We start from the raw sequence: 17,359 nt of genomic DNA on the forward strand, positions 1-17,359 counted from the left end.
CGGCCATCAAGAGAGCCTCAGGCAGCAGTCGCCCTCAGCTCACTCACCGACAGGACTGCCTTCCAGACACACCGTGGGAACGTCTTTATACGCAGATCGGAGTGTCATCGTGGAGACCCCCGCTGCAGTGGCGAGTTCTGTCTGTGTGAGCCTCGGTTCGGTCTCACGGCTCCACAGTAGACGACACCAGCAGCTACGCCACCAGGATACCTCCCGACGAATGTGTCGGTACTCATCGCCTCTCGGAGCAACTGACGCGCTGCGGACTCGGTTTCTGAAGACGCATCCACCGCCGTCAGGATTTGTGGCAGAACATCTGTGGGTTCGACGGGGGGGACGCCCAGTCGGAACTCCTTCAACATCGCACGATACGCTCGCTCGATTCGTTTCCGCTCGACTCGAGACACACAAACGACCGCCGCAATCCCCCGTGGAATCCGCTCGATTCGAGCGCCTGCGTACAGCGCCGCACTCGCACACCCTTCGATGGTTCGGCCGTGGAGGAATCCCTCATCGTGGATACGTCGATACACCATCGACCCCGTTTCAGTGACGGCCTGTGGGAGGCCGAGCGCCGATGCCATCCGGTCAATCTCACGGAGTCCAGTCCGAAGCGTCCGCTCGTTCCCACCGTGCGACACCATGCATGCCACGTTCGCAGGCGACTGAGTTGCATCCGCTTTCGCGCCGAGAGCGGCCGACCGTTACTGTTGTAGTTCCCCCACCCGATGTCGGTCGTCAACCCTTTGTCGTGACGAGTCAACGTCGCTGGGGATCCGACACGCGACCTCGAGTCCCCCTCATCGGACACAAAACTCCGCCACTCCGGACCCGGGTCGATCTCCGCTCTGTTCCGTCGGGGATGACACTCGAATCGCACTCTGGACACCGTTGTGTCGTCGCAGCAGTCTCGTGGGGGCTGGTTTTCTCAGTGTGGTCTGTTTCGTCTGCCTCTGAAGGATTCGAACAGTCGTCGTGTTGGCACTGAGTGATGTCATCTGTGTCGCTGTAGATGACACCGAGATTTCCGGGAGCAGCCATCTTATCTAGCACCTCCGGAGGACGTTGGCAGTTCAAGTGGGAGGGCTTGGGTGCCTTCGTCGGTGAGAGACGCGAGGATAGGATTGGGGATGTGGGTGACTGAGTGTTGCAGCCAGTCACCGGTGGTTCGAGTTGACTGGTGGGGAGTCTCAGGCACGTCCGATGCGTAACAGCGGTGGGCCCGTTCACACTGAGGCCATCCAGGAACCAATATCCGGTCACTTCTATCTCTACAACATCTACGATGGTGGGGGCCTGCCGCTGACTTTGAGGGGTGGCTCGTCTTTTCAGTCCCCGAGTCTATGCCCTCAGAGATTCACATATGCATGTCAGGTGGGTGTGGAACACCCGTCGTGGCCGTCTGGTCTGGCCGAATGAAGCCGGCATGACGCTGCTGGACTCTCGGTGAAACGCATCACTGATCGGGGTTTCAACAAACCACGAGAACAGGTTGCTAACCGCGAACCGTAATATCCCAACTCAGCGGCGCGGTGCCGTGGGATTCCCGCGTGTTCACGCGCAGGAGGATCTCAATCCGACTCTGGTCGTGCCAGACGTGCGCGAAGCGTCTCCTCGCGGCGTTCGAACGACGCTGCTTTCGTTTCGATGTCCTGACTCACTCGCTGAAGGCTCGCCAGAGCCGCTTGACTCTCGATACCCGTCTGCCCATCGCGCTTCGTCTCTGATTCGGCACGACGTTCGTACGACTGCTTCACCGTCTCTAACGTCGTCTCTGGATTAAACAGGAGATCGTTGGCTGTCCGGACGTAGCCGTCTAGTGCAGACCCCTCCTTTCCGGTGAAAAAGTGTGTGAGTGCGTACGTTGCACCCGAGTGCAGTGTCCAGAAGTCGATCTCAAACGGATCTGCTGTGTTGACGTTCGCATCACTCGCTGCCCGCTTCGAGAGATACTCCGGGAAGCCCAAGAGCTCGTAGAACGACTCCACCGAAAACGGCATCGCGGCGAAGTCGACAGTGAGCTCCTGCGCGTCGACGATGAACTCGTAGAGGTCGTTCGCGACCAGTTCGAGTTGGGTGAGCGTCTCCCCCCACCACGTTCCGAAGCCGCCGACGTCGCCGACGTGCTTCACTGTCTCGCGGTCGGTCAGCGAGCGAATCGAGTTCGCACACGTCGTATCCCGGGCGAAGCCCTCGACGTAGACCGCATGGCCGCCGAAGAAGTCATAGCCCGATGAGAGGCCCATCGTGATCGGGTCGCGGCGGGCCGGGAGTTCGACCGACAGCCCATCGAACATGACGTCCATGTGTACCTCGCCGCCACCGCGGTACTGTCGAATCTCACCGAAGACCACGTCACCGAGTGCATGGCTGTCGATGGTCGTCTCGCGGAGGACGCGCTCTAAGGGAGCGTACACATCTGAGGGGTTGATCACCGAGTACGATTGAGTAGGGATGTGGAAGAGCGCGTCTTCTGAGACGGTGTGACCGTCCTCGGTTGCAGGCGAACCCGAGGATGTCGTCCCCCCGTCCGGTTCGAGGTGAGTTGGCCTGTTGTCTTGTTCCTGTTCTCGCGTCACCAGCCGAGATGGCTCCACGAGCGCGTTGAATCGTGACGTCTTGACCCACGAGTCAGTGTACGGATTGTGGTAGGCGACCTGCGTTTCGACCGCTCGGGGGAGGTCTCTGATTGCTTCGGCGAACGAGACGACTGCTGGTTGTTCGACGTCTGTCTGTGCTGCGTACCAGTCTGGAAGCTGTGCGTCCGCGCGTCCGTCGACGCCCGCGAACACGGTTGTTGTCTCTTTTCGTGGCATTTCTGCTCCACGAGGCACGCTTCTTCGCGCCCCGCACCCTTCAGGGGGCGATAAAACTCGCTAGACGATCGCCGACACGTTCAGCGGGCGGTAAACGAGAGGTCAAGCGGCGTTTCGTGCGCGAAGTTGTCGTCTTCACGGGGGGTCGCTCTTCGACCTCCGAGAGCCACTGCTGGACCGTCTCATCCGACGCGTCCACACCGGCCGTGATGTCGACGCGAATCTCAGATCCATCTCGACTCAATCGAGATGCGCTCGAAGCTCGTCACGCCGTGCTCGAATCGTCGTCGGCGTCGTCCCGGCAATCTCCGCAAGGTCGGTCTGTCGAACCCACTGATTCGACTCGTTCAGCGCGAGATACAGACACGCCGCCGCAACACCCGACGGACTCCGGCCGTTCGCGATACCCGATGATTCCGCATACGCTACCAACTCCTCCGCACGCCGCCTCGTCATCGGCGAGAGCGAACATTCGAGTTCCGAGATGAGTCGAGGCAGGAGTGTTCGTGGCCTAATCAGTGCCGTTTCGAGGCCGAGTTCACTGTTAATCGCTCTGTAGGCGTTGTTCACCGACGACTCGTCGACGTGTGCGACCCTGACTACCTCGTCGAGGGTTCTCCCGGACCCTGCACAGCGACAGACCGCATAGACACACGCCGCGGCCATCGCTTCGATCGATCGCCCGACGATGAGATCTGCTGCCATCGCTTCGCGATACAGCGCACTCGCCTGTTCGCGGACGTCCCAGCCGAGGTCGAGCGCGCTCGTTAGCCGTGCGATTTCGCCACAGGCAAACGAGAGATTCTTTTTTGCTTTTGTCGACCACCGTGCCTGAGTCTGGTGATATCGAAGCCGTCTGAACTTCGCTCGCGTCTCACCAGAGAGCGTGTTGCCGTAGCCGTCGCGTTTGTAGCCGATTTCAGTCGAGAGGCCACGGTCGTGCCGAGTCGCTGTCAACGGTGCACCCGTTCGCTTCGTCTGTTGCTCCTCATCATCGAACAACCGCCCATCTGCGGCGTGGTCGATCCAGTACTCGGTGACGATGAACCCACAGTCGAGACAGGAGACTTCACCACCGTCTGTTTCGAGGCACCCGGTACACTCCGGGCACGCCTCGGTCGCAATCGTCTTGCCAGTCTCTTCATCGAAGCCGGTTTCGTAGGGATTTCCAAGCGACATCAGTTCTCCACGGAGCGCATCTCTTCGCGCCCCGCACCCCTCTGGGGGGAACAAAATCGGCTTGCGGTGACGGACTCGCCAGTCACGCGTCGGCGGTCGCCGAACGAAGCGACGCTTCCCCTGCACGCCGGTATGGCTTTGTGGTGTCACGTACACCCAGCAGTGTGTTCAGACGCGACGGTCTCTCCGTACTCGCCCTCTCGATACTCCTCTTGCTTGCCGGCTGTACGGCCGGTATCTCGCCGACAACACAGGCGACAGAGTCAACTGGAGCTGGAAGCCTTGAACAGGGAGTCACTGTCACAGTCATCAAGGTGACCGATGGCGACACGATGGACGTCCGTTTCGCCAACGGGAGCGAGGAGACGATTCGACTGCTCGGCGTCGACACACCCGAAGTCTACGCGGAGAACAGCCCCAGCGAGTGGGAGGGAGTTCCCGAGACGCAGGCCGGCCGCGACTGGCTCCGACAGTGGGGCGCGAGAGCCAGCGAGTTCGCGACGAGCGAACTCGACGGCGAGCGTGTCGAGATTCGCGTCGACCCACAGGAAGATCGGCGTGGGGGGTACGGTCGCCTCCTTGTGTATCTCTCGACAGCCGACACTGAGCGGTCGTTCAACTACCGACTCATCGAGCGCGGCTATGCACGACTGTACGATACACCGTTCACCGAGCGCGATGCGTTCGTTGCGGCCGAGGCAGACGCACGAGAATCCGGGACCGGCGTGTGGAGCTTTGGCGACGAGATAGAGAGTCAGACAGCATCGAGTATCCAAGACTCCCCACTCGAACTCGTCGAGGTCAACGCGGACGCCGCAGGTAACGACAACGAAAACCTCGACGATGAGTACCTCGTCTTCGAGAATACTGACCCGGAGCCACTCGAGATCTCGGGGTGGACGGTTTCCGATTCAGCAGGGCACACGTACACCGTTCCAGATGGCGTCCGGCTGAAACCGGGTGCACGTATTCGACTCGTCACAGGGCCGGGGAGCGATACACAGTCGGCGCTTTACTGGGGCGAAGACCAAGCACTCTGGAACAACGGTGGGGATACAGTGACGGTTCGGACGGCGAATGGTGAGACGGTTCTGAAGCAAGCCTACTGAAAATGAGACCAAGCGACGCAGTAGCTCTCAGCCACGGTCAACCGCGTGACTCTCTATACGTTTCGAGGTCCAGTCCCTCGATAGCGTGGAAATAGTCGTCTCCGGCAACGAGCGGAACTCCGAGTGAGCGCGCAGTCCCAGCGATGTAGAGATCACTCCTGTTGATTAACTCGCCCTTAGAACGGAGTTCAGTGCGGATCGCCGCCGCTCCAGCGGCAGTCGTATTCGTGAATGCCACCGGCTCAACCCACTCGTATTTCGACATCGCTTCCTCCTGTGTCATTTCTTGGGTGATCATCAACCCCCGATAGAGTTCGGAACAGACGATAGTTGACGCGCCAATCTCTTCGGCGTCGTGAGCGGCCAAGTAGGTGAGTGCGTCCTCGTCTCCTATCGCGTAATCGATAAGAAAAGATGAGTCGACGAGCTTCACGATTCTCCCGAGAGCTGCTCGTCGATGTCGTCGCCGAGTTCGTCGAGCGAACTGTCAGTATCCTCGAGCCCGCGAGCGACCGCTGCTTCGAGGTCTGCAGCCTCCTCGTCGGTGAGAAAGCGTTGGTCCGCCAATTGGAATCAAGTTCGTTGAGGACCCGATCGAGCGTCTCACTGAAACTCTCGTCGCCACGCTTGTGCGCCTTGAGCCATTTGTAGACCTCTTCTTTGATACCAATGTTCTTCGAGGCTATTCGTTGTTTGTGTACACATCAATGTTAGTTGCCGGGCTTAATCTATGGGGACGTGTGGCTCGTCGAATCAGAGCCCGTTCTCACCAAATCTCTGGAAACACGCCCAGCAGGGGAGCGAATCGAGTTCAGCACAGACACCACAGTCATCGGCCTCAGTCGAAGACGACTCGGAAGTCGCTTCCTCGCGAGAGCGCGCAGACTGACCTGACACCACCGAGGCGTACCCACCATCGGCGACCACGTTGACTTGTGTGACGACGTCGAGAATCTGCCGGCGCATCGCGACGGCGACACGGTGTTTACAGGCTCCGTCGAATCGAGCATCAGCTGGACAGGTACACGCGACTGGGACGCCCGCACGAACTGCCACGATGTACTCGTGATTCTCTGGGTCGGCGTAACTCTCGTTTCGCACCTGAACACCGTCGGGAACAAGCGAGAACTCGAACGCTTCGTACTGGGCACGCTTGCGAACTCGACCGGAGAAGTCGAGCCGCGCGAGTGGATGCACTGTCGGGTTGTGGTCGGACATGAGTGACTCCGCGGAGTCTCCAGAGGGACAGTCCTCGTCGACTGCACCACTCGAAGCCCCGCGCCCCTGCCGGGGCTGAGAAACGCGCTCCGCAGCGATGACCAAGCCAGCCTCCTCAGTCGTTCCTGAACGACCGCAGCGTCGTCGCTGTCGTTCCACTGCAGTAGCCACGAACGCGCCGCTCACGCCACCCGAGCGGAGCGAGGACGCTCACAGCTGCTCGGATCAACAGGGCGTCGTAAAAGTCGGTGTCGTAGCGCTCGTCGGATTCAGTGGCGAGTCGGACGCGGTCGGCCGTCTCATAATCGTCGTCGACGACGACATACGACAGCGTCTCACCCGGCGAGGTGTCGAGCCCCAGCTGCTCCGCGCGTTCGAGTGCGGCGACGTTCCGCGTCGCCTGCGTGTACTGGTCGAGTCGCTTCGAGACGCGATTGTCGATCACCAAATCCCTCGGATTGACGTCACCGCGTCGAAGCCGGCCGCGCCAGTACTGGAGTCGTTCACAGACGGCCTCTGGGTCGCGATGGGCGTCGAGTGTCTCGATGAGGTCACGCTGTGCTTCGGCAACGAAGGGAGGTGTACTCCGCTGTCGGCACTCGGTCCCTCGGTACTTGTACTCGTCTCGACCGCGAACACGACCAAAATACTTCGTCAGCGCACCTGCCTCGCTGTCTCGCATCGGGCAAAAGGCGATCCAGTCGTACGCATCTTCGTACTCGAGGCGAATCTCGGTCGTCTCCGTGAGGTCAGCACAGAGTTCGGTGAGTGGTGTTTGTGGCTCTCCTTCCCTCGGCGTCACCCACAGACTGTCGACGATACCGTGAACGATCTCCCAGCCGCTCTCCTCTAAGACGTCCTTCGCGTCGAGCAAAATCTCACGGGCGAATGCGTTGATCGCTTCGTGACATTCGATACGGCCGAACTTCGCGTTCGAGAAGCCCTGATACCCGAAACAGGAGACGAGAATCCACTTTAGCGCGTCTGACTGTCCCTCTAATCGGCGAATACACTCTGGGTCGACCGCCTCCGATAATTCAGCCTTGATCTCATCACGGTCGGAGACGATCGGTTCGAGCACGTCGGGGAGAAACCCGGGCTCGTCGCAGATGCTGTAGTCGAGGCCAGGCACGTCCGAGCAGTCGTGACAGTCACAGCGAACCGTCTCGGGGCTGATGTTCCGCGTGATGATGATGTTCGGATAGAGGCTCGAGAAGTCGAGTTCGTGGACGTCTTCATGCAGGCCGACGTTCGGCGCGAAAGTGTACCCCCCGCGGTCGGCCTCGTGGAGTTGCCGCATGGTTTTGAACCGCTCCGGACGCCACGACTTCCACTGCACCAAGACGTCTCTCGCGTGGGCCTCGCGAATCTGGATCGCCGTGAGGACGTTTCCGATCGAGGCCCACGCGAGTTCCTGCAGCGGCTTTCGCGAGCGTGCCACGAGGTCGAGACAGCCGTCGAGATTCGTCTCGTCGAAGAAGAACGTGTTCGCGCGATTCACGAGGACTCGTCCAGGAAGGTCATACCGAGCAGGCGAGTGCCCGACACGACCGTAAGTCGTATACGTCGATTTTCCTGCTAACTCTGTCCAGCCGGGCTCTCGTCCGAGTGCAAAGTCCGTGTCCTCACACTCTTCCGCCAGTTCGAACAGGGTTGGAACGAGTTCGGCCGTATCGACGATGAGGACGTCCGGGTCGCGTTCTGCAAGGGCCGCGGTGACGGCTGCGAGCAACTCGGTCGGCGAGCCAGTATGAGTCGTCCCATCGATTTCGATTGCTTCGAGTGGCGGGGTCGAGATATCCACGAGGTCCACACCGAGCGAAAGCGTCGAGAGCGTCGACGGCGGTGTCGGGTCGAGGTTGTTCTCGAGACAGTAGCGAAACTGTGGCGAGAAGTCGACGTTGAAACAGCGGTACGTCCCGGGTGTCTCCCAGGTGTGGATCTGACGTGCGACGCGGCCGGCCGCGTGGGGTGGCCCGTCGAGGTCGACGGCGAGGACTGTCTCTAGACTCCTCCGCCAACTCGGTCGGCGCTCGACCTCCGAAATGGTATCCACGAACGGGAGCCTCTGGAGCCGCTCGGCAGTCTCTACGCGACCGGGAGCCGCTGAGTCACAAATACTGACGTACAGCCGAGGGCGATACGACTCGTCTTCGATCCATCTCGTCTGTGTCCCGTCCGTCTGCCAGATGGTGACGGTGCCATCTTCGTCGAACTCGAATTTGAACGGCACGAGCGATGAAGTCGACATGGGTCAGGCTCCGTTCGGTGGCTCACCTGAGGACTCGCCTTCGCCGAGACGCTGCTCCAGTTCACAGAGCCGGCGTTCGTGTTCGAGGAGGATTGAAACAAGGAGTGGGAGTTCCTCAAGCTGAGGATTCAGATAACCACCCGCAGCGGCGTGGGCTCGAGCGTGCTCGAAGAGGCGATCGAAGTGTGGCTGGTCGTCACGACGAAGCGCTCGTCGGTATGGTTGCCACTGGTCTTCGAGGCCGCGAATCGAATCCCGGTAGGTCGGATTAGTCCGCCCCATCAACCGACACCTCCCGAGACAGTGATGACGCCCTGGTGAACGACGGCGACGCTGGGACTGCTGCTGTCGATGGCGTCGTCCCCTCTTCCATTGCCTCGAAGCGTACCGAGAGGATCTCAGCCCAGTACGACAGCGTCGTCTGGAAGCCTCCCTCGACCGGATAGACGAGCGTCTCGAACTTTTCATTCCCCCCACGCTCGCCGACGAAGCGCGGGCCGAAGCGAGTGAGCTCACACTCGAGGACAGAGTCGGCCGCCTCCACAAGGGCCGCGCTCAACGGTGCGGTCGTCTCACGCGTCATCAGTATCGGAATTTCCCGCTCGTGTGCGAGTTCCTGAAGCACCCGGACGTTGGCCTCGACAAGCTCGTGTGCGACACCGAACCGGATGTCCGGACTCCGATAGTGGAACTCGAGTTCGGGAACGACGACGAGCGAGGTCTGAGTGTCGACGACCTCGTGTAGTTGTGAGACGAGCGTCCGGTGTTGATACGGCGTGAACGCCCGTGCAACGTGGATCCGGTCGAGGAGACGCATACTCGGAACGAGCCGGGTGAGTGTACTCGTCGTCGCCATGCCGTTGCTGTCGACCCATATGGCCGTACTGCCGGTCGGTCCCTGCGTGAGGACGTGGTTGATTACCAGCGACTGAATCGTTCCGACGGCCCGTTCGTCGACGTCGATGAGGTGGAGCCCCGGGTCGAGTGAGGGCAAGGTCGGGGTCGTTCCCTGTTCGTCAGTGCGAGCCGGTGTGTTCGGTCGATGTCTCATACCACCCTATGCAGCCACCAGCGAATTAACCGCGAGCGGGTCGTTTCCGAAAGTTCCGGCGACCGGGCAGCAAGAGTTTCCAGCGATCACTGACGGCTAGTTACCGAGAGTCAACATCAAAGCCCCATCAGATAGGACCGATGCACGTCGCGTTGAGGGAGTACGGTGGAGTACTTCACTCGTCTCGCCGTGCGACGATGATGCCAGCGGCGAACAGGACGACTCCGAGTCCAATCAAGCCGACAGTCGCGATCTGACCGGACAACAGAAATCCCGCAACGACCAGCACAGAGGCGACGGCATGCAATACGGCGGTTTGGTTCACACGCTGACCAGGGAAAGCTCGTACAAAAACACCCGGAAATGGGTGGCCACTACCTGGCCGCAGAGGACACCCTTCTCCAGCACGGCCGTAAGAAGTCTCCGTATCTGAAACCGTCAGGAGAGCTGAATGCAGGCTGGCAACGAACCCGTTCGAGCACTGACCCGACACCGCCTCACGGCTCCGGTGCACGAGCCGCTAGCCGATACTGTCGCCCGCGTTTCTGTCCCTCGGCTCGAATCAGGTTGTACTGTTCGAGCTTCGAGCAGTAGTTTCGAATCGTCCGCTTCGTCTTCGGGTCGTCGACGCGCTCGCGATACGCGTCGTACAACGAACCTGGACTCACCTCGTCGGCCTCGGCGATGATCTCGTAGACGACGTGCTGATGCGGGGTGAGTTTCTCTATGTCTTTCCGTTTCAGTTCCGATTTCCCCTCGGGAACCGCACTCTCGACGACGGCCATCGGGATGTGGTCGAGGCCCTGACTCTGTGCCTCTCGGGCTGCGGTGCGGAGGATGCCGATCGAGACGCGGGCATCACCCGCTGCGGCCTCGGCGATGTATCGAAGTGCCTCAGTGTCGATGACACCGTCGTCGAGCCCCCACCGCACGCGGTCTGAGAGGATGGCGACTAGTTCATCCGTCCCGTACTTGTCGAACTGAATCCGAACCGAACTCTGCAGTCGGCTCCGGACCCGCTCGTCAAGTCGCGAAAAGAGATCGGTCTCGCGGTTGGCGATGAGGATTGGGTGGACACCCCTGATACGATACAAATCGTAGAGGACGTCCGTCGATTCGAGTTGGTCGACTTCGTCGAGAATGACCACATAGGGCTTGCCGTCGTACGCGTGCAGTCGGTCAAGGAGTTCGTCCTTGGGAGTGGAGCGGCGATGGATGTCGAGCGTCTGGCCGATGCCATCTAAGAGCCGGTAGAGTAATCGGAATCTCGTGTAGTCCTGCCAGCAGTTGACGTACTGGTACTCGAGTTCGAGGACCGCTTCACGAAGGCGGTCGACGGTAAAACGGGCGATGCACGTTTTCCCGGTCCCCGAGGGGCCCAAGAGAAGGGGTGTTTCCGGGGATTCGCCCAGCGTGAGTGGGTCGAGTGTTCGCGAGAGATGGTTGACTTCGGCGTCCCGGTGTGCGACCTCCTTCGGGATGAATTCGGGCTGCAACACGCGGGCGTCCTGTATCACACCAGAGTACTGGGGCGTGGAGGGACTTAATGGGAACAGGGTCGTTTCCGATACTTCCGATACGATGTGTGGGTTGTTGGATTGGAAGTATCAGAGTCGACCCGATTTTCAGGATATACAATATGTATTTATACCTGGACGCATTCGCGTAGCCTATCGACAAAGTCATTTATGACTAATATTCAGAGACTTGTCTCAAACGCTGCCATTGATTACGAGGCGGATTTACTCACGTCGACGGGCAAGAGTGGACTGTTCTCGACCGGTTATCTCGCGACGAAACCACTCATCGAATATCTAAATTCGGGAGAAATCCCGCTTGTTGTGTTTACCTCGCCGAAGGAGTCACCGAGCGTGCAAAATGGAGATGAACCGGTGGTAGAGTTTCCGAGTGCCGAAGGATACCAGTCGTTTGGTGTCGTCACCGATTCTCGAATTCTCCTCCTCACCGGCAATGATGACGGAGACGTTTCCTACTCGTTCTCACTCATGGACATCGATACCGTCTCGGTCGAAACTACCTCCTCGTTTTTGTCATCCCAAGCTCGTCTGGTCATCACGACGGTCGACGGCGTAGAGGCTGTAACCCATCGGCTCACGTCAGTTGACCCGCATGAAGCTGCGGAGGTCATCGTGGAGAAGGCAAACGAGAACCGGTGTGTCGAGCTTACTGATCGACTCGAAGAGTCAGCACAACAACTCGCTGCTGGTGACAGTCGAAGAGACTCCCTCGAGATCCTTGAGCAAGCCGCTGACCGATTATTTACGGTCACTTCTTATAACGACGCACAAACAGGAGAGGCCGATTCTCTCACCGACTCAGGCCGTCGGTTACAGGAACTTCGAGGCCAGGTACAGAGTGCCCAAACCGCCCTCTCGAAACTACAGGACGTCGAGGACACGATTCAGGACGGTGATGATGCGGTCCAAATTGGTTCCTCGAACGCGATCGGACACTACGAGACAGCGCTTGACCAACTTCAGTCCTTACAAACTGTAGTCGAAAAGAATGAGCTTCCATTTGCGGATATCCTTTTGGGTCGAATACAGAAGGTAAACAATCGCTTAGAGAACCACCGTCCGACCACAACTCACGAGAGACTCCACAAGTTACTCACGAAAGGACGGGACGCCATCGCGCAAGCAGATCGCACCGACGGACCGAAAGACCGACTCGAACACCTCCAAACCGCGGTTGAGACACTCAGAGAGTACGCGGCCACAGTGAAAGATGCTGGGTTCGAAGGAGGTGTGAACAAAGGCGAACGATGTGAGATCTGTCAGCGACCAACATCGGTTCGTTGTGAGACCCACCTCAACTCGGATATCGTCTACACCTGTCTGCCGTGCCGGTCGTTTGGTGCTGAGACGGATGAGGGGTTGCTCCTGTCCGCACAAGTCACCAAGCAGATCGATGAGTGTGAACGACGACTGGGGCAAACACTCGCCGATTCCAAATTCGTTCTGTACGCGAACGGTTCGTGGAGCGGATTTCCCGGGTCTGAAGCGTACTCGAAGCGAGTCCGTCGTATCACGGCGCTCATCTGTCTCACAGACGCGCTCGGACGTGTGCCCTCGTACAACGAGGCAACCACTCGGTTCCCGGATGGCTTGAGCCCACCTCACGACTACTACGACTTTGCCGCCGAGGTCGGTGTCCGTCTCGATGAGGCGTTCCTCGATCAACTCCGAGAACAATCCTCCAACGACGAACTAGCACCTACGGCCGATCAACTCATCGAGGAGAGTGCGTATCCCCGATCCCAGTATGAGAAGCGGTTCGGGTCAATAAACAGTGCCATCGAGAAGGCGGGAGTTCGATTTGGTCAATCGGACAGTTGGGTCCCTGCTATTCGTGAGTACTACGAGACACACCGAAGTGCACCGACTCCCGACGAACTGGAGGCGGAGTTCGGTGTCGAGATCGGAGACATCCTTCTGGACGCCCAGACATGGCGAGAGGCACTGTTGTGGGCTGGGATTCCAGAACGCGACATCGTTGAAGAGGACCCGATCCGCGATGAGGCCTTGCGGATCGAAGGCGAGCTCGAACATCGCCCCACTGTCGAGGAGATACGGTTCTACTTCTCGTACCCCACTCGGGCGCTCAGACGATACATCCCACGAGGAGAGTCACTCGAGGAAGTCCTTGACCGACTTTCGTTCCAGTATCCGGAGCGATCATTGGAGCCAACAGGAGATCTCGATGAATCCCCGGATTCGGCGTCGGATATCCCATCCCACACGGACTTGTTGAGAGAAGCACTGTGGCTCGTCCGGCGACACGGACAGGCGAAGTGTAGAGCCGAATTCGCGGACCTCTCTATGTTCGATATTCAACACTACGATGTCCAATTTGGGTCACCCGACGCTGCCATTGAGCGTGCTGTTGGTCTCTCGACTCACGACCCCACCCAAGCGGAATACGCCCCGAAGGTGCAACTCGCCGAGGAAATCGAGGAGTTTGGAGACTTTCTGGGTCGGTCACCAAAGCCGATCGAGTTACTGTTGTACGGTTCGGTGTCAGTCGATAAATTCGCGCAGAAGTTCGAATCGATGGCCGAGTTGAGTGAGGCTGCTGGTCACTCTTGGCCCCAAAGTATTCCTTCGAACGAAGCTCTTCTGTCTGACCTCAAGCGTGTTGCTGTCCCGCTCGGGTCGCCCCCTACGCTCGAACAGTACGCCCAGAACGGTGAGTACCCTTATGAACACCTCGTCCGCCGATTTGATGACTGGTTCGGCGTCCTCAGAGCTGCCGGGTTCTCACCGCTGTCTGAGGGGAATCCAGTACTCGAATACCACTCGTCGGATGTCGACTTAGTTCGGTTCGACGCTGACGTGCGAGTTCGTACTGGCCTCGGCCGTGATGAGATACTCATCGATGAAATCTACCGAATCGCGTACGAACTCGGTGGGCGGCCGACACCGGACTCCGTGCAAACCCTCTCACAGTACCCCATCGATCTCTACGCTGAGGAATTCGGCTCCGTTCAAAACGCGATCGAGGTGGCTGACCTCGAGGATCTTGCCGACGTCGACCCTGCAGTCAATGCCCACGTTCGTGGTGATTTACGAACAGCGCTACAGGCGCTCATCGAAGAGTCACCGCACCCACCGCTGTCGCACGTCGTTTCCGCTGAACTTCAGTACTCAACACTATCGTTCATCACTGTGTTCGGTTCGTTCGAGAACGCGCTGAAGGCTCTTGGGTATTCCGCGGACGAACTGCCCACTGCCACGAAACCCGAACTCCTCGAGGCGTTCAGTACCGTAATGGATCAACTCGACGAGGTCCCGACCCCACAACAACTACACCGTCACTCGCGATTTGCAGCGCAAGACTTCGTGCTAGTCTTTGAGACGTGGCACTCGGTGTATGACGAGGCGAGTGTTGAACGCCCTTCGGAGATGTTCGGGAGTACCTCTTCTGAGGCCAATGAGAGTCAACAGCCGTCCGAACCTGTCTCCGAGTTCGAGTTTGACTCCGAAGTCGAGTCCGAATCTGGCACCAGAGGTACCGAAGAGAACGAGTCTGGAGCCTCACCAACGCGAGCGGAACTGATCGAGGCAATCCAATCGACGAACGAACGTGTTAGTGGGCCACTCAAATCGTCGGATCTCAATGCACACTCTCCGTACTCCCAACACCAGTTCACGACTGAGTTCGGCTCGATAGAGGAGGCACTTGAACACAGTGGGATCGACAGACGCGAGCAGTGTCTCGACGAAATTGGCTTCGTTATCGACGAAATCGGCAGATTCCCGAATCAGGCCGATGTCGGTCGGCATGCGCGTGTAAGTGGGCCCTTCATCAATCGATACTTCGACGACTGGCTCGACGCGCTGACGGCGTTCGCAGACCGTCAGGGACTCTCAGGAAAAACCGCGAGTGATGAGTTGCTACTCGGTGAGATCGAGCGACTCGGTTCCAAGCAAGCCGACGCTGTGATGCCGTCTCAGATAGAACAAAAGGGTGTTTTCGAGCCGGCCGACTACGTGGAACGGTTTGGGTCCTGGCCGGAGGCACTCAACTCCGCCGGTATCGAGGCAGAAACTGAACTCCTCGAATCAATCCGCCGACTGAGACGCGATGCTGATGGGCCGCTCACCGAACAGTCGTTAGAGAGGAGTGATCGATTCGACACGGACATACTCGATGAAGTGTTTGGATCGCTCGAAGCCGCTATCGACGCGTACGTCGAATCGTACGACACTGACATCGCCACGACGTCAAACGCTGTCGCTGGTGACGAATCTGATGAGCAACAACCAGCCTCGGACGAATCAACACATCAAGCCGGAGGGGCGGGTACCCGGACAGAAACGCCGGATAGCCCGACAGATGAGGCAAACGAAAACACGTCAGACACGGGCTCAGAACCCACCTCTAATGACGAACTGCGCGAAGCGCTGATCGAAACACTTCGTGATCTTCACAACGAGTTAGCGCACCCGGTGATGTCCTATGACATTAGTGAAAAGACGTCCTACTCTCAGTACGACTATTCGTCCGAATTCGGGTCACTGGACAACGCCTTCGAGGCAGCAGGTATCGACCGAACAGACTCGTTCCTCTGTGAGTACCATCGAGTGGCGCTGGAAGTCGGAGAACTCCCCTCGAAAGCGACATTCGACGAACACGCACATTTCAGCTATGTCACCTTGGTAAACAGACTGGGCGACTGGGATGAGATTCAAGCTCGCTATCGGGAGTGGGTAGAGGGTAGGTCCGACTCACCTGGCGACACAGAGATCCACAGCGGTTCAAGGGAGGCACAGAATGACTCCGACGCTGACTCCAAAGGGGCTGGTTCGTCATCCACTGAACGTGAGACGGGCGGTTCACTCGAAGAAGAGAGTGCGCCGGCAAACGAATTCGATGAGCCAGTCGAGACGGTCACCTTCTCCGATGTCGCCGTCGGCTCTCAATACGACCAACCGATTGCGGTACGCTTAGTCGCAACCGAACCGGAGACCGCCAGTGATGTAGACGCCCTCCTTACAGTCGAAGATACGAGTGGCGAGCGGGTACAATTTCGCGTTCTCACGGGCCACTCTCCGGGGGTCGATTGGACCGTCGGAGACTGGTACGAGATACAGAGATTTTGGAGTGGCAATAAATACAAAAACGGTGAGCCGCACCGATATTTACTGAGTACAGAGAGGCTCTCAGCTCAGCAACTCGATACTGCTGAACAAGCGAACGAGGACAGCACTGATCATGACAAGGATAATAATATCGATGACAGTGATGAATTGATGGGTTCGATAGATGAACAACTCGATGAGTTGCTTGGAGAGACATGACCTCCGACATGAGTGCGCCGATTGAGTCGATCGACGGTGTCCCAACGGATTCGATCATCGTTATTTCAGATCCTGCGACGTCAGGTGGTGATCGAGGGAACATGGGGTGGTTGCGAAGCCTTCCGTACTTGGTGCGGCAGGGAGTGACCACGTATACGTTCAATCCGGCGTGGCTTCGATACGGATCGGATGAGACGTTCGATGAGGTCTTAGAAGAACAACCTGGAGAAGGCGGATATACGTACCGCGCAATCGACGATTTCAGCTTCCAGTATCAACTGATCGAGACGGACACTCCCGTATCCACGATCACTGCCCCACACATCTGTCAGTACACGAGTCAAGAGGGCGAGCACAAGGGTGAGGTAAGTACGACTCACAAACTGCTTCGAGCCTATGATGCGGGACAGTTAGACGAGCTCGTCCTTGTCGTCGACAAGTCTGGATTCCGTCTCTCGAAGCAAGAGACCGACAAGCCACTGATTGAAGCCTTAGACGTACATGAGCTCTCATATCGAGGGGTTGCGAGTTATTATCTCAAACACGAACTTCCTGTCCGCTATCTCGGCCTGGACGAGACGCTCAATATCTGGTTACATGAGGCAGCAATCGAGTACGCCAGCGTCATGGAGTCCGAACCCAACCGGATCGCTGATCTGTTCGAATTCGATGTACTGCAACCTGGTATTCGGACGTGGGGCTTTCTGGAGTTCTTAGCGAATAAAACGACCGAAGAACAGACCGATCACGTGCAAGCGACGATCCGGCCATGGGTAGAACGCGACATTACGAAAATTCGTGATCACATCCTCAATGCGCTCCAGCGGTTCGAATTCGATGCTGAACAGGTCCGAGCGTTTCGGAACTCCAGATAACGGCCTCAGTGGTGGTGTTTCCCTCTCCGGACGGTG

General features: G+C 58.4%; 13 protein-coding genes and 1 pseudogene. 3 read left to right on the forward strand and 11 right to left on the reverse strand.

What is annotated here, in order from left to right:
* Positions 1–104: 104 nt before the first annotated feature.
* The 3 genes from E6N53_RS21670 to E6N53_RS16695 all read right to left on the reverse strand — a co-directional run bounded on the left by E6N53_RS21670 (position 105) and on the right by E6N53_RS16695 (position 3,995).
* Positions 105–644 carry a transcription initiation factor IIB family protein gene (locus tag E6N53_RS21670; RefSeq protein WP_142860641.1) on the reverse strand — a complete coding sequence of 180 codons (540 nt, stop codon included), beginning with the start codon at positions 642–644 and terminating at the stop codon, positions 105–107.
* A gap of 927 nt (positions 645–1,571) precedes the next feature.
* A complete protein-coding gene (locus tag E6N53_RS16690; protein ID WP_142860642.1) occupies positions 1,572–2,816 on the reverse strand; it encodes a hypothetical protein in 1,245 nt (414 codons plus the stop codon).
* 240 nt (positions 2,817–3,056) lie between these two features.
* Positions 3,057–3,995: a transcription initiation factor IIB gene (locus tag E6N53_RS16695; protein WP_142860643.1), complete on the reverse strand. Its 939-nt coding sequence runs from the start codon at positions 3,993–3,995 to the stop codon at positions 3,057–3,059.
* Positions 3,996–4,159: 164 nt separating this feature from the next.
* Here E6N53_RS16695 and E6N53_RS16700 point away from each other — a divergent pair, with 164 nt between their 5' ends.
* Positions 4,160–5,104: a lamin tail domain-containing protein gene (locus E6N53_RS16700; RefSeq protein ID WP_142860644.1), complete on the forward strand. Its 945-nt coding sequence runs from the start codon at positions 4,160–4,162 to the stop codon at positions 5,102–5,104.
* A 37-nt stretch (positions 5,105–5,141) separates the two neighbouring features.
* Here E6N53_RS16700 and E6N53_RS16705 read toward each other — a convergent pair whose 3' ends face one another.
* From E6N53_RS16705 to E6N53_RS16735, 8 genes and pseudogenes are all read right to left on the reverse strand, one after another.
* Positions 5,142–5,537, reverse strand: coding sequence for a PIN domain-containing protein (locus E6N53_RS16705; RefSeq protein WP_161596580.1), 396 nt, complete (start codon positions 5,535–5,537; stop codon positions 5,142–5,144).
* Positions 5,534–5,671: a hypothetical protein gene (locus tag E6N53_RS20810; protein WP_161596581.1), complete on the reverse strand. Its 138-nt coding sequence runs from the start codon at positions 5,669–5,671 to the stop codon at positions 5,534–5,536. Before E6N53_RS20810 ends, E6N53_RS16705 begins: the two co-directional genes overlap by 4 nt.
* A 23-nt stretch (positions 5,672–5,694) precedes the next feature.
* Positions 5,695–5,790, reverse strand: a pseudogene (locus tag E6N53_RS21675) (antitoxin VapB family protein); the annotation flags it as partial.
* Between the two features lie 67 nt (positions 5,791–5,857).
* A complete protein-coding gene (locus tag E6N53_RS16715) occupies positions 5,858–6,322 on the reverse strand; it encodes an SWIM zinc finger family protein (protein WP_142860901.1) in 465 nt (154 codons plus the stop codon).
* A 115-nt stretch (positions 6,323–6,437) separates the two neighbouring features.
* Positions 6,438–8,573, reverse strand: coding sequence for a type B DNA-directed DNA polymerase (locus tag E6N53_RS16720; RefSeq protein ID WP_142860646.1), 2,136 nt, complete (start codon positions 8,571–8,573; stop codon positions 6,438–6,440).
* Between the two features lie 3 nt (positions 8,574–8,576).
* The gene (locus E6N53_RS16725; protein WP_142860647.1) at positions 8,577–8,855 is read right to left on the reverse strand and encodes a DUF8156 family protein; all 279 of its coding nucleotides are present in this window, start codon (positions 8,853–8,855) and stop codon (positions 8,577–8,579) included.
* Positions 8,842–9,624 (reverse strand): P-loop NTPase family protein, encoded by a 783-nt coding sequence (locus E6N53_RS16730; protein ID WP_142860648.1) that lies wholly within the window; start codon positions 9,622–9,624, stop codon positions 8,842–8,844. The genes E6N53_RS16725 and E6N53_RS16730 overlap by 14 nt, the downstream gene beginning before the upstream one ends.
* 497 nt (positions 9,625–10,121) lie before the next feature.
* The gene (locus E6N53_RS16735; protein WP_142860649.1) at positions 10,122–11,141 is read right to left on the reverse strand and encodes a Cdc6/Cdc18 family protein; all 1,020 of its coding nucleotides are present in this window, start codon (positions 11,139–11,141) and stop codon (positions 10,122–10,124) included.
* Between the two features lie 171 nt (positions 11,142–11,312).
* Here E6N53_RS16735 and E6N53_RS16740 point away from each other — a divergent pair, with 171 nt between their 5' ends.
* Positions 11,313–16,448 carry a homing endonuclease associated repeat-containing protein gene (locus E6N53_RS16740; protein ID WP_142860650.1) on the forward strand — a complete coding sequence of 1,712 codons (5,136 nt, stop codon included), beginning with the start codon at positions 11,313–11,315 and terminating at the stop codon, positions 16,446–16,448.
* Complete coding sequence (locus E6N53_RS16745) at positions 16,445–17,323, forward strand: hypothetical protein (RefSeq protein WP_142860651.1); 879 nt, start codon at positions 16,445–16,447, stop codon at positions 17,321–17,323. The genes E6N53_RS16740 and E6N53_RS16745 overlap by 4 nt, the downstream gene beginning before the upstream one ends.
* Positions 17,324–17,359 lie beyond the last annotated feature (36 nt).

This window comes from Salinigranum halophilum, assembly GCF_007004735.1.
GTDB classification, from domain to species: domain Archaea; phylum Halobacteriota; class Halobacteria; order Halobacteriales; family Haloferacaceae; genus Salinigranum; species Salinigranum halophilum.

Coding starts and splice junctions, on each gene's coding strand:
- E6N53_RS21670 (WP_142860641.1), bottom strand. CDS start 644: ATGGTGTCGCACGGTGGGAACGAGCGGACGCTTCGGACTGGACTCCGT.
- E6N53_RS16690 (WP_142860642.1), bottom strand. CDS start 2,816: ATGCCACGAAAAGAGACAACAACCGTGTTCGCGGGCGTCGACGGACGC.
- E6N53_RS16695 (WP_142860643.1), bottom strand. CDS start 3,995: ATGTCGCTTGGAAATCCCTACGAAACCGGCTTCGATGAAGAGACTGGC.
- E6N53_RS16715 (WP_142860901.1), bottom strand. CDS start 6,322: ATGTCCGACCACAACCCGACAGTGCATCCACTCGCGCGGCTCGACTTC.
- E6N53_RS16720 (WP_142860646.1), bottom strand. CDS start 8,573: ATGTCGACTTCATCGCTCGTGCCGTTCAAATTCGAGTTCGACGAAGAT.
- E6N53_RS16725 (WP_142860647.1), bottom strand. CDS start 8,855: ATGGGGCGGACTAATCCGACCTACCGGGATTCGATTCGCGGCCTCGAA.
- E6N53_RS16730 (WP_142860648.1), bottom strand. CDS start 9,624: ATGAGACATCGACCGAACACACCGGCTCGCACTGACGAACAGGGAACG.
- E6N53_RS16740 (WP_142860650.1), top strand. CDS start 11,313: ATGACTAATATTCAGAGACTTGTCTCAAACGCTGCCATTGATTACGAG.
- E6N53_RS16745 (WP_142860651.1), top strand. CDS start 16,445: ATGACCTCCGACATGAGTGCGCCGATTGAGTCGATCGACGGTGTCCCA.